The sequence below is a fragment of the Nocardiopsis sp. NPDC101807 genome (genome assembly GCF_044766605.1).
In the GTDB taxonomy this organism is placed as follows: domain Bacteria; phylum Actinomycetota; class Actinomycetes; order Streptosporangiales; family Streptosporangiaceae; genus Nocardiopsis; species Nocardiopsis tropica.
Genome location: NZ_JBIWMK010000011.1, coordinates 179,859 through 192,061, shown reverse-complemented (window position 1 = coordinate 192,061; position 12,203 = coordinate 179,859). Strand labels below are relative to the sequence as shown.

The window sequence follows — 12,203 nt, the reverse complement described above, 5'->3', positions numbered from 1 at the left end:
GTCCGCACTTTCACATGACCGAAAACGGCCACCAAAAAGAGGCGTTCGCCCCTTGCCGCCTTGTCCTCCGAGGCACCCCCAGACCACCTCCGATCGATTAGCGGATCATGTTATTCTTCCTATAGACGCACGCTCGCCCCATCGGAGCACGTGGAAGGAAATCCATGCCCCGCCCTTGGGAAGCCGACCCCACAGCGACAATGAAACGTCGATTGGGAATTCCTCCTACCATTCTAGGCAACACCGACAACGTCGACGGATGTCCTGATATATGGGAACTGGATAATGGGGACATCGCAGTGATAGGCCGTGACCTGACGGACGTCTATGAGCACCGGCTTCCCGCAGGTGCGGCCATTGCACAGGACGAACGCCTCGTGGTCCTACCTCGCAACACGTTGATCGCGGCCAAGGCGGATATCCCAGATGCTTGAGAGCATGACTCGACTCACCGGCGAACGGCTGGACGAGGCCTCTTACGGACAGGACTTCAGCGCACGGTTCTGGTCGTTGCGCAACTCCCCCATCTGGAAGCTCGAACGGCAGCAAGTGTTTCACCAGCCGGAGAGCGACAGTTGGATGGCCTTCCTCCAGGGCCGGCGCGAAGAAGCCCTGGGGCTCCTGGAAGCCAGGCGTCCCGCCCTGCGCGAGCAGTTCGACCGCCTCGCCCAGGCAGGAGCCTCGGTTCGACGTGTCCGGGTCGTGGAAAAACCCTTCCCGACCTACCTGCTGTGGGAGTTGCACTCGCTGCGGGTCCGCGCCCAGTGCGGTGAGGACATTCGTGTCATCTCCCCTGCCCCTCTCTCGGCCTTCGAAAGGGAGCATCCCGTCCCGGAGATCGTCGTCCTCGGAGACGAGGTGGCCTACAGGATCCTCTACGACGAGGAGGGCGTGATCGAAGGCGCGATCCGGTTCACCGATCCCGCCGTCATCGACGGGTGCCGGTCCGAGATCGCGGCGCTGCACCAGCCGGCCGAAGTTCTGGAGGACTACTTCGTCCGTGAAGTGTCCGACGCGGAAGCCACCCGTGCCCGATAGGTGCACACCCCGGCACGGTGAGGATCCCGAGGAGAACCCGTCGGCGGACACGCATTCCCGCATGTCCGATGTCTCCGGCCGTGCGGTGCAGGCGAGAGACGTCCGCGGCGGAGTGCACTTCCACTCGGACCGTTCGGAGCGCTTCAGCGCCCCTGTGCCCCGGCAGCTTCCCGGTGACGTACGCGGGTTCGTGAACCGTGCCGGGGAACTCGATGTGCTCAGCAGCCGCCTGCCGAGGACCGGGCAGGGCGCAAACGGGCCCTCCGAGGCCACGATCCACGTTGTCGTGGGCACGGCCGGGGTGGGCAAGACCGCGCTCGCTCTGCGCTGGGCGCACCGGGTCCACGAGCACTTCCCCGACGGTCAGCTCTACGTCGACCTCCAGGGCTACGGCCCCGGCCTGCCGGCGGCCCCGGAGCAGGTGCTGGAGCGTTTCCTGCGGGCGTTCGGTGTCTCCGCCGGGTCGATTCCCCCGGACACCGACAGCCGAGCCGCTCTCTACCGCTCCTTCCTGGCGCGTAAACGCGTTCTGATCCTGCTGGACAACGCCTCGACCGCCGCCCAGGTCCGTCCGCTGTTACCAGGGTCCTCCGAGTGCGCGGTCGTCATCACCAGCAGGGATCGGCTGTCCGGTCTGGTCGCCAGGGACGGGGCACAGCGCCTCACCGTGCGTACCCTCGATACCACCGAGGCGGTGGAGCTCCTGGAGTACGTGACCGTCCACCACCGACCCCAGGACGATCCCCAGGAGGTGGTTGAACTCGCGCGGCTGTGCGGCCAGCTCCCCTTGGCCCTGCGCATCGCAGCCGAACGCGCGGCGAGCCGACCGCACATGCCGCTCGCCGACCTCATCCAGGATCTGCGTGACGAGTCCGCTCTGTGGGACGCCCTGGCCACCGATGACGAGGAGGAGGCGGACACCGTTCGCTCCGTCTTCGCCTGGTCCTACCGGGTCCTGCCCCAGGATGCCGCACGGCTGTTCCGACTCCTCGGCCTGCACCCCGGACGGGATTTCGATGTCGGGGCCGCGGCCGCCCTGGCGGATCTGCCCGTGCGCCGCGCCCGGCGCTCCCTGGACAGCCTTGTCGGCGCCCACCTGCTGGAACAGACCGGCGCGGACCGCTACCGGTTCCACGACCTGATCCGCTCCTACGCGATGGACCAGGTGCGCGACGAGGAGGAGCCCGACCTGCGGCGTGCGGCTCTGGAGCGGCTCCTGACCTGGTATCTGCGCACCGCCTACGCAGCGGTCCAGGTCGTCGACACCAACCTGCGGCTTCCGGAGCCGGATGAGATACTCACCAACCCAGGACAGGAGCCGGCCTCCGGGTTCACCGACACAGTTTTTACCGACAACTCCGGCGCGCTCCGATGGTTCGAACTGGAGTCGGCGAACCTGATGGCGGCGGCGGAGACGGCCGCTGCGCAAGGACTCGACCACCTCATCTGGCGTCTCCCCTACGTCCTGGGACACTTCCCTGTTCACGGCCGAGCATGGATCAGTGCCCTCGACCACGGGCTGGTGGCGGTGCGCCGCGAACACCGCCCCAGGGCAGAATCCGATCTGTGGGAGCACCTGGGCATAGCTCACCTGCACTCCCATCGGACCGTCGAGGGAATCGAGCATCACACCCGCGCCCTCGATCTGCGCCGGGATCTGGGAGACGAGACCGGGGTGGCGATGTCCCTGAACGCCCTCGGCCTGGCCCATCTGCGCGGCCATCGGCTCGACGAGGCACGCGACCACCTCGAGCGCTCCGGTGCAGCCGCCCAAGCCCTCGGTGACCGATTGTGGGAGGGGATCGCTCTGGGGAACCTGGTCCGCTGCCTCCTGGACCTGGGGCTGCGTGAAGACGCGGTGGCCCTGGCCGAGCAGGCCCTGGAGATCCACCGCGAGACCGGCAACCGGATGAGCGAGTTCGCATGCCTGACCTCCCTGAGCGCGGCCCTGCGGGAGCTGGGCCAGGCCGACCGGTCCCTGACCCTCACCCTGAAGGCCCTGGAAATCGCCCAGGAGCTCGACCACGCCGTCCGGGAGGGGTTCGCCCTCCTGGAGCTCGGCCGGATCTACGCTCTGCTCCAGCAACCGGAGGAGGCCCTGACCAGCTTCCACGAGGCTGCGAGCCTGCACCGCTCGATCGGCGACCACGTCCGCGAGTCCGAGTCCTTCGAGGGCGTGGGCGAGGTCTATGAGTCCCTCGACCGCCTCGAAGAAGCTGCCCAGTTCTACCGCCAGGCAGCCAACGGCTATCGAAAGAACCGGTCCCGGTGGAACCTGGCGGTCAGCTTGAACCGTCTGGCCGTCGTGGTGTCCCGGAACGGTGACTCCGGGCAGGCCCAGGAGCACTGGCGCGAAGCCCTGGACGCTCTCGAGGGCTTCACCGATCCCCGAGCCGAGGGTCTGCACGAGGAGATCACCGCGACAGTGGAGCAGGGACCCACTCCCTGAAGCCCTGTCCCACAGGAAGAGCCTCTGGTACCCGTTGAACCAGGTGCCAGCCCGCCCGTGCTCCTGCAGGACAGCCCCCCTTTTGGCTCTATGGTGCCGGCTCCGAATCAAGGTGGTCTGGTTTCACGATCACCGTGGTGTGGCAGCTGGCTTGATGGCGTTCATCAAAATCGGGAGTTCAGGCTCTTTGGCGCTGTCGGTGACCGTCTCCATGGCGAGCCACGAAGGCTGTGGGCTTCCTGTGTCAGCTGTCGATCACGTGGGCGATGTTGTGGCGGTGCCAGGCGAAGTAGGCAGCACTTTCATCCGTGTGAGCAGTACATGTAGCGCCGAGGCGGCCGACAGCAACCGCAAGGGCAGGATCCTTCTCCGACTTTTCCGCAGAGCAAATCGCCCCGTCGGCGGCGACATACACGTAGCCGTGTTCGAAGAGGGAGTCGCATCCGAGCACACAGGCAAACATGAGGTTGTTGGGGTCGAGGCGCACCCTGCGCGGGCTCTCGCTACGCCTCCGGATGTGTGCGGTGTGGACAAGCCTCGCAGGGAGCAGTAACTGGCACAGGTCGCAATGGACCTGGGTCCTGCCGTCGAGCTTGTCCTGCCGCAACATCTTCTGCTCAGCACGCGTGAGGACGTAGGAACGCAGATCGAGGACGGACGGAAGGTCGCGGTTCACACTGTCCGCAGGATCCTCCAACTCGGTGAGCCCGGCCTTGTGGTCCTCGAGGACCTTCGCCAGAACCTTCTCCATGACGGATTCCCGACTCTCGGGAAGAAAGGCAGCCCCCTTGCCACAGGCCGACCCGCGCAAGGCCTCAACACCCTCCTCTCCGATGTCTTCGCTGGTCACGTCGTACATGGTCTCGACGAGTTCGAGGGGTACTCGATAGGGGTATACGTCGTCTTCCCAGACCTTGCTTGTGTCCTCGTACAGCCCGCCCGTCAGCCGTGTCACCACCACCTTGGAGATCACACTGCTCTGTGCCTTCGGCGCCGAGATATGTCCCGAACCGCGAAACCCCAGGTAGAGATAGTCCCCCTTCTTCAGGGAGGCGAGAACGTTGTGGTTGTCCCCCTCGTTGACGGTGTCCGCCTTCCAACCCCAGACCGACTGCTTGATGCCGGTCTCCAGGTTCTTCCTCGCGGTCTTCGCGACATAGACGTAGGCCTTGGCAACATCACTCTCACCCAAGGGTCCAACTCCTGAACTTTCCACGGTCCTCCAGGGCGACAGCTCCACAGTACAAAAAGGCCGTTATGTCAGCATGTCCGCTTATGCTACGAAAATACGCGTGGCAACCACGGGTTCCCCGCACCCATCCTCCGACCCGTGTGGGTGAAGGACCGTCCTACCCGCTGCGGCATCGCTAGCCTGGGCCAGTACCTCTCGCGGCCCGACAGGCTTCCTGCCCCGTAGGACACGCCTCCACCCGCACGAGTTCCTCTTTCGTGCTGCTCTGGAGTCTGTTTTGACGGCTTTCCGCCGATCCGCCGCGTCCCTGTCCCGTTTCTCGCCCCTCGAGGAGGAGCTCGGTCAGCTACTCGCCGAGCACCTGCGGTACGCGACCGGTCGCTCCCCCAGCCCCGCCGAGATCCGCTCCTGGAACCGCAGCCTGCCCGCACTCGCCACCGACCTGGTCGACGCGGGGCTGGGCGATGTCGAAGTGCTCATGGAGTACCGTCTACCGCTCTCCGACAAGCGCGTGGACGTGGTGCTCGCCGGCCACCACCCCGAGACAGACGACCCCAGCTACGTGGTCGTGGAGCTCAAGCAGTGGAGCGAGGCCGAGTCGTGGGAGGAGGACCCGACCATGGTGCTGGTCCCCCACCAGCCCGGCGGACCGAAGCTCCACCCCGTCCTGCAGGTGCGCGACTACTGCTCCTACATCGGCGACTTCGTCTCCTCGGTCACCGACCCCGAGAAGCAGATCCGCGGCGCCGCCTACCTGCACAACGCCTACGACCCGGCTGTGCGCGACCTCTTCGACCTGCCGCAGGACGGCAACGGCCGGCTCTTCACCGCCCAGCGGCGCGGTGAGTTCCTCTCCTTCCTGCGCAGCAGGCTCGCACCGCTTCCCGGAGCCGAGTCCGCCGACCTCCTCCTGAGCGGGAAGATCCGCCCCAGCCGCCAGCTGATGAAGGTCGCCGCGGCCGAGGTCAAGGAGCGGACCCAGTTCACCCTGCTGGACGAGCAGCACACTGCGTTCCGCATGGTGATGCACGCGGTGGAGCGGGCCCACGAGAACGACCGAAAGACCGCCGTGATCATCAGTGGCGGTCCGGGGAGCGGCAAGAGCGTCATCGCCCTGTCACTGCTCGGCGAGCTCTCCCGCAAGGGCATCGGCACCATGCACGCGACCGGCTCGAAGGCCTTCACCGAGACCATGCGCAGGGTGGCGGGCAAGCGAAGCAAGCGCGTGAAGGATCTGTTCAAGTACTTCAACAGCTTCATGGAGGCCTCGAAGAACGAGTTCGAGGTGCTGATCTGCGACGAGTCGCACCGCATCCGTGAGACCTCGGCCAACAGGTACACCAAGGCCACGCTGCGCACCGGGAGGCCGCAGGTGGACGAGCTGCTCTCGGCGGCGAGGGTGCCCGTCTTCCTCCTGGACGAGCACCAGGTCGTGCGGCCCGGTGAGATGGGCACCGTGGAGACGATCCGCCAACACGCGAAGGACAAGGGCTTCGAGGTCCACCAGATCGACCTGTCCGGGCAGTTCCGGTGCGGTGGCAGCGCCCTCTACGAACAGTGGGTGCTCCGCCTCCTCGGCCTGGCTCCCGGCGGTCCGGTCCCCTGGGAGGGCGACGAGAACTTCACCCTCCGCACGGTGTCCTCCCCGGCCGAGATGGACGACGCCCTGCGTCCCACCCTGGAACGGGGCTACACCGCGCGGATGAGCGCCGGGTACTGCTGGCCGTGGAGCAAGGCCGAGAACGACCGGCCCCTGGAGAACGACGTCCGTATCGGCGACTGGGAACGCCCGTGGAACAGCCGTCTGACGCGCTGGCTGCCGGGCGTGCCGCCGAGTTCCCTCTGGGCGACCGAGGAGGGCGGGTTCGACCAGGTCGGATGCGTGTACACGGCGCAGGGGTTCGAGTACGACTGGTCCGGGGTGATCCTGGGACCGGACCTGCTCTTCCGGGACGGTCGCCTGGTCATCGACCGTCAGGCCAACAAGGATCCCGCCATGGGGAAGAAGGCGACCGACGCCGAAGCCGAGGCCCTCATCCGCAACACCTACAAGGTGCTGCTCACCCGGGGCATGCAGGGCACGCTCCTGTACTCGACGGACCCTGAGACGCAGGAGTTCCTGTCACGGTTGACCGCGAAGGCGGCCTGAGCAGATTCCGGGGGGCGTCGGCGGTTCGCTCGTGAGCCGTCCCGCCGACGCCCCCGGAGCGCACTCGGCCCTGGAGGCTTCCCGCGCCGCTCCGGACCGGCTACCAGCCGGCCGCCGGCGCGAGTTCGCGCAGTCCCGGCCGTGCCGCGTCGAGCACCGTCGTGAACCACACCGAGAACGGGTCGGCGCCCGCCAGCTTCGCCAGCTCTTCCGGGCCGACGAAGGCGGTCTCGGCGATCTCGTCGGGGTCGGGGCGCAGGACGCCGTCCACCAGGCCGACGAACAGGTGGTTGAACTCCTGCTCGACCAGGCCGGAGTCCGGGTCCGGGTGGTGGTAGCGGACGGTGCCTGCCTCGCGCATCAGTGCGGGCGCCACGCCCAGCTCCTCGCCGACGCGGCGGGCCGCGGCCGCGAACGGCGGTTCGCCGGGGTAGGGGTGGCCGCAGCAGGTGTTCGACCACACGCCGGGCGAGTGGTACTTGCCCAGGGCGCGGCGCTGGAGGAGGAGGCGGCCGTGCTCGTCGAGGAGGAAGACGGAGAAGGCCCGGTGGAGCCGTCCGGGGGCCAGGTGCGCGGAGAGCTTCTCTGCCGTGCCGATGGTCGTCCCCGCCTCGTCGACCAGTTCGAGCATGATCCGGCCGTCCGGACGGTCTCCGGACGGGACGGTGGCGGAGGTTCCGGGGCGGCCGGCGGCGGGGTGCGTGCTCATGTGGATCCTTCGGTCGGGCGGAGGGGAAGGGGTGACGGGCCCGCGTCGCGGGCCCGTCGTCCCCGTCCGCGGTTGCGGTGCCCGGGCTGTGGGCTACGGGGGGTCTGGAGGGTCGGCGCGGGCGCTCGGCTCAGAGCTGGCGAGCGCCCGCGCGCCGGGCCTGGGGTCAGACCTTGTCGGCGGCGATGAGCAGGTAGTGGAAGCTGCCCTCCTTGTAGGCGGTCAGGAACGGGTCCTCCACGCCGGTGGCGACCGAGGACTGCGCGCGCAGCTCCCAGTAGGGGATCGTGTCGGCGGTGAGGTCGACGACGCTGATGGGGACGAGGTTGTTGGCCGCCATCGCCTTGAAGTAGGCGCTGCGGGGGTGCACGTTGCACGTGTAGTGCTCGTCGATGCGGCTGACCGCCTTGGAGCGTCCGCCGGTCACGTCGTTGTAGCAGCCGGTGATGGTGACGTAGCGGCCGCCGTAGCGGAGCAGGCGGGCGTGCTCGCTGAAGAGCTCGTAGAGGTCGACGTACATGGTCGACTCGTTGTTCCAGCTGGCGCGCATGGAGCCCGTCTCGAAGCCGGTGTCCAGCATGTTGCGGAAGTGGAAGCGCACCTTGTCGTCCACGCCCCGGTCGCGCGCCTGCTCGTTGGAGAAGTCGACCTGCTGCTGGGAGATCGAGACGCCGTCCACGTAGCAGCCGAACCGCTGGTTGGCCATGAAGCTGGTGCCGCCCCGGCCGGACCCGGTGTCCTGGATGCGGTCCTCGGGCCTGATGTCGCCGAGGTGGTCGATGAGCACCTGGGCCTGGGCGGACTCCAGACGGTGCAGCTCCTCGATGATGCGCGCGTCGCGGGTCTCCTCCGGGCCCTGCAGGACGGAGGGGTCGTAGTCGCCGAGCCCGTAGTGGTGGTGGAAGAAACCGTCGACCTCGCCCAGGCGGATGTTGACGGGGTCCTTCTCCGCGTTCCAGTACGCGGCCACGGACTTCTGGTAGTCGGTGCGCAGCACGTTGTCCGAGGAGGGCATGGTGGTGGTCATCGCGTGTACTCCTTGTGGTGGTTTCCGGAGGCGGCCCGGGCAGGGCCCGGGCCGCGGTGGTGACGTGCAGGGGGCCGTGGTCCCCCTCAGGCGGCGCCCGTCCCGTGGTAGCGGGCGGTGCGGGCGTGCCATTCGCGGCTCCCGCCGCACCAGGCCCACACGCCGGCCAGGAACCGGCGCAGCTCGGGTGAGCCGGTGAGGGCCAGGGCGGAGGCCTCCGCCTCGTAGGTGTGCATCAGCTCGTCGTGGAGCACGACGGTGCGCTCGATCGCCTCGCGCTCGGAGCAGCCGTCCTCGGTGGCGATCAGCCGGGGGACGCTGAAGTCGGAGGGGTCCTCCTTGCCCATCGAGTACAGGTCGTTGACGATCACGGTCGCCGATCCGGCCATGGTGAACAGGCGACGCACCCTGGGGTCGGAGAACTCCTCAGCGGGCAGTTCGTAGCCGGCGACCGTGTCGATGAGCGCCATGCAGGGCACGAAGCTGTTCTCGTGCCGGTGCATGAGGAACTCCCAGACCGGCGGCCGCTGACCCGTCGCCGCCCAGACGCCCTCCTGGTTGTAGGCCACGAACATGATGGCCAGCTCGTGGCGGAGCCTGCGCACCTGGGCGGACGAGCCGTAGCGGGCGAGGTTCTTCAGGCTTGAGCGCAGGGCGACCATCACCGGGTCGCCCTGGACGACCTCCTCCAGCTGGGGCGCGTAGCTCAGCGGGAGGTGGGCCTGGTCGATCACCGAGTGGGCGATGGCCAGGCGCTGCCCGAGCAGCTCGGGCTGCGCCTCCTCGACCTCGCCGTCGACGTAGTGGTCGTCCACGGACCACTCCGCCAGGGCGCACTTGGCGGCGGCCAGCAGGCGGTCGGGGTCGTCCGTCTCGGGGTGGGCGAGCATGATGAGGCGTCCGAACCCGGCCGACCTGACACGGTCGAGCTGGCCGGGGTAGACCCCCACCTCCTCGGCCCACTCGACGAGCCGCTCGTCGACCTCGTCGCCCAGGGCGGGGTCGTCGCGGAGGGCCGGCGGGCAGTACAGCACGGGCACGGCGGACGCGCTGTCCGCCGGCGGTCGTCGGGACTCCGCCGGGCGGGCGGTCTCCGGGGAGCCCCCGCCCCCGTGGGAGCCGATGCCCCCGGCGCCGGGCGGAGTCGCGGGGAGCCGCGGGAGGGTCCGCGCTCCGACGCCGGTCCGGGCCGGTGCCGGGGCCCCGAGGGGGACCGCGGCGCGCTGCCGGGCGGGCGGGGCCGGGAGCCGGATCGTGGCCGCCGAGACGCCGAGCCCCGTGGGCCCGCCGGGCAGGCGCGGAGCGGCGGGCCCCTCCGGTGCGAGTCCCTGCGGTGTGGGTGCCGACGGGGGCGCCAGCAGGTCCGGTCTTCCGGGTCGGTTGGAGTCGCGGAGCAGGGCCTCCACCAGGTCCGCCGCCTTGTGGGTGGCGGTGGAGGCGGACATCCGGGCCATCAGTGACACCGTCTCAGTCCTCCTTCCCTGACAGTGTCGGGCGCTCAGGCACGGGGCCGGACCTCGGCGTTCTCCAGGATGCCGATGGCGTCGGGGACCAGGACCGCGGCGGAGAAGTAGGTGCTGACGAGGTAGGAGATGATCGCCTTGTCGTCGATGCCCATGAACCGGGCGTTGAGGCCGGGCTCGACCTCGTCGGGGAGACCGGTCTGGTGGAGCCCGATGACGCCCTCGTTGTCCTCACCGGTGCGGATGGCGATGATCGACGAGGTGTGGTGCTCCGAGACCGGGATCTTGCCGCACGGCAGGAGCGGCACGCCGCGCCAGGCGGGGAGGTGGTGGCCGTTGACGTCGACCGTGCCGATGTTCAGCCCCCGCTTGTTGCACTCCTTGCCGAAGGCGGCGATGGCCCTGGGGTGGGCGAACATGAACTGGGTGTTGCGGCGCATGCTCAGCAGGTCGTCGAGGTCGTCCGGGGTGGGCGGGCCCTCGTGGGTCTGGATGCGCTGCTTGAAGTCGGCGTTGTGGAGCAGGCCGAAGTCGCGGTTGTTGACCAGCTCGGACTCCTGGCGCTCGCGGAGCGCCTCGATGGTCAGCCGCAGCTGCTGCTCGGTCTGGTTCATCGGCTTGTTGTAGAGGTCCGCGACCCTGGTGTGCACGCGGAGCACCGTCTGGGCCACGCTCAGCTCGTACTCGCGGGGCTTGAGCTCGTAGTCCACGAAGGTGCCGGGCAGCTCGGTCTCGCCGACGTGGCCGGAGGAGAGGGCGATCTCGGCCTCGCCGTGCTTGTTCTGCCGGTGCTCGGGCACGGACAGGAAGTGCTGGACCTGCGCCTGGAGGCTGGGCGAGTCGTCCAGGAGGGCGATGAACTCGCGGCGGGGCAGCGCCAGCAGGACACCCGCGGTCGCCGCCTTGATGGTGAAGTCCCAGACCGGGTCGGTGTCGAGGAGGTAGCGGTCCCCGAACTTGTCGCCGTCGGCCAGGACGCCGAGCCGGTTGACCTCGCCGTAGTGGCCGTTGCTGGTCTTGTGCACGCGACCGTGCGCCAGGAGGTAGAGGTGGTCGGCCGGGGTCCCCTGCTGCGCGAGCACCTGCCCGGCCTCGAACTCCTGCTGGACGAAGCGCCCGGCCAGGGCCTGCAGCACCTCCGTGTCCTCGTAGCCGCGCAGCACGGGGAGCTCGCCGAGCTCGGCCGGGATGACGCGGACCTCGGAGCCGGTCTGGTCGAAGTCGATCCGGCCGTCGCCGATGGTGTAGGTCAGGCGCCGGTTGACCCGGTAGGCGCCGCCGTCGGCCTGGACCCACGGGAGCATCTTCAGCAGCCAGCGGGAGCTGATGCCCTGCATCTGCGGCGCGGACTTGGTGGTGGTGGCGAGGTTGCGCGCAGCCGCGGTCGCCAGGCTCCGCTGCTCGCTGGTTCGTACCTCGGGGGCTGAGTCGATCGACATCCGCGGAGTCTCTCCTCGTGGTGGTCGTTGTACCCGTCCCGCGGGTCCTCGGGGGAGCCCACGGGACGGGCGAGGGGAAGGAGGGTTGGCTGAACGCCTACGTGAGCCGCCCGACCCTGGTGGCCCCAGAGCCCGCGTCCCGTAAACCGCTGATCACCCTAGGAGAGCGCCGCCGGACATCGCAGCGGAATCGCGTTTTTCCCACTCTGAACAGGGGTTAACAAAAATCACTGCCCATGCTCGACCTTTCATGAAGAACCCGAGAGAATCCTCTGTTCTCCCTCCTCGACCCCAGGTCAAACCACTCCCTTAACGTGACAAAGGGTGACGAAAAAACTCACGCCATTGACCGCGCCACACGCGAGGCACAGCCATCCCTTTTGAGCGGAAGGTGATGACATAGCACGATTTGAACGCCTCTCGAAAAAGAGGGCCCCGGCACACCACCTGAAGACCAAAGGCCGTGTTTCGGACAACCGGTTACAGCTTCCCGTGTGATCCCAAAGCGGATTTCCCGTCCGGGCGGCCTGGAGGCGGACCCGTCGCAGGGGCCGCCGCAGTGGTCGGACCAGGGTCGGCCGCGACCGCGCCTCCCCGGTCCGGGCCCTGCGGCCCGGCGCACGAGGCGGCCGGCCGGTCCCGGGACGGGTTGGGCTCGCTCCTGATGTTCGCGACCCCGGCGAGTGCCTGGCCCTGACGCAGAACGGTTCGGCCGTCGACCGCTCGGCTCCGCGGGG

General features: G+C 68.5%; 9 protein-coding genes. 4 read left to right on the top strand and 5 right to left on the bottom strand.

The annotated features are described in order from the left end of the window. Positions 1–164: 164 nt before the first annotated feature. The 3 genes from ACIRPH_RS28745 to ACIRPH_RS28735 all read left to right on the top strand — a co-directional run bounded on the left by ACIRPH_RS28745 (position 165) and on the right by ACIRPH_RS28735 (position 3,487). The gene (locus tag ACIRPH_RS28745) at positions 165–434 is read left to right on the top strand and encodes a hypothetical protein (RefSeq protein WP_402919853.1); all 270 of its coding nucleotides are present in this window, start codon (positions 165–167) and stop codon (positions 432–434) included. Beyond that, a complete protein-coding gene (locus tag ACIRPH_RS28740) occupies positions 427–1,038 on the top strand; it encodes a DUF6879 family protein (protein WP_402919851.1) in 612 nt (203 codons plus the stop codon). Before ACIRPH_RS28745 ends, ACIRPH_RS28740 begins: the two co-directional genes overlap by 8 nt. 214 nt (positions 1,039–1,252) lie before the next feature. Next, the gene (locus tag ACIRPH_RS28735; RefSeq protein ID WP_402919850.1) at positions 1,253–3,487 is read left to right on the top strand and encodes an ATP-binding protein; all 2,235 of its coding nucleotides are present in this window, start codon (positions 1,253–1,255) and stop codon (positions 3,485–3,487) included. A gap of 244 nt (positions 3,488–3,731) precedes the next feature. Here ACIRPH_RS28735 and ACIRPH_RS28730 read toward each other — a convergent pair whose 3' ends face one another. Then, positions 3,732–4,679, bottom strand: a complete 948-nt coding sequence (locus tag ACIRPH_RS28730) for a hypothetical protein (protein ID WP_402919848.1) — start codon at positions 4,677–4,679, stop codon at positions 3,732–3,734. Between the two features lie 277 nt (positions 4,680–4,956). Here ACIRPH_RS28730 and ACIRPH_RS28725 point away from each other — a divergent pair, with 277 nt between their 5' ends. Continuing rightward, on the top strand, positions 4,957–6,828 hold the full coding sequence (locus ACIRPH_RS28725; RefSeq protein ID WP_402919847.1) for a DNA/RNA helicase domain-containing protein: 1,872 nt from the start codon (positions 4,957–4,959) through the stop codon (positions 6,826–6,828). Between the two features lie 100 nt (positions 6,829–6,928). On the opposite strand, the gene idi is transcribed toward ACIRPH_RS28725, so the two are convergent. From idi to ACIRPH_RS28705, 4 genes are all read right to left on the bottom strand, one after another. Beyond that, a complete protein-coding gene (idi, locus tag ACIRPH_RS28720; RefSeq protein WP_402919845.1) occupies positions 6,929–7,537 on the bottom strand; it encodes an isopentenyl-diphosphate Delta-isomerase in 609 nt (202 codons plus the stop codon). Positions 7,538–7,703: 166 nt separating this feature from the next. Then, complete coding sequence (locus tag ACIRPH_RS28715) at positions 7,704–8,564, bottom strand: geranyl diphosphate 2-C-methyltransferase (RefSeq protein WP_402919843.1); 861 nt, start codon at positions 8,562–8,564, stop codon at positions 7,704–7,706. A gap of 86 nt (positions 8,565–8,650) precedes the next feature. After that, positions 8,651–10,027 carry a family 2 encapsulin nanocompartment cargo protein terpene cyclase gene (locus ACIRPH_RS28710; protein WP_402919841.1) on the bottom strand — a complete coding sequence of 459 codons (1,377 nt, stop codon included), beginning with the start codon at positions 10,025–10,027 and terminating at the stop codon, positions 8,651–8,653. Between the two features lie 35 nt (positions 10,028–10,062). After that, on the bottom strand, positions 10,063–11,466 hold the full coding sequence (locus ACIRPH_RS28705) for a family 2B encapsulin nanocompartment shell protein (RefSeq protein ID WP_402919839.1): 1,404 nt from the start codon (positions 11,464–11,466) through the stop codon (positions 10,063–10,065). Positions 11,467–12,203 lie beyond the last annotated feature (737 nt).

Bases quoted from the DNA above. Each gene is read 5' to 3' on its own strand.
- ACIRPH_RS28745 (WP_402919853.1), top strand. From the start codon at position 165: ATGCCCCGCCCTTGGGAAGCCGACCCCACAGCGACAATGAAACGTCGA.
- ACIRPH_RS28740 (WP_402919851.1), top strand. From the start codon at position 427: ATGCTTGAGAGCATGACTCGACTCACCGGCGAACGGCTGGACGAGGCC.
- idi (WP_402919845.1), bottom strand. From the start codon at position 7,537: ATGAGCACGCACCCCGCCGCCGGCCGCCCCGGAACCTCCGCCACCGTC.
- ACIRPH_RS28715 (WP_402919843.1), bottom strand. From the start codon at position 8,564: ATGACCACCACCATGCCCTCCTCGGACAACGTGCTGCGCACCGACTAC.
- ACIRPH_RS28705 (WP_402919839.1), bottom strand. From the start codon at position 11,466: ATGTCGATCGACTCAGCCCCCGAGGTACGAACCAGCGAGCAGCGGAGC.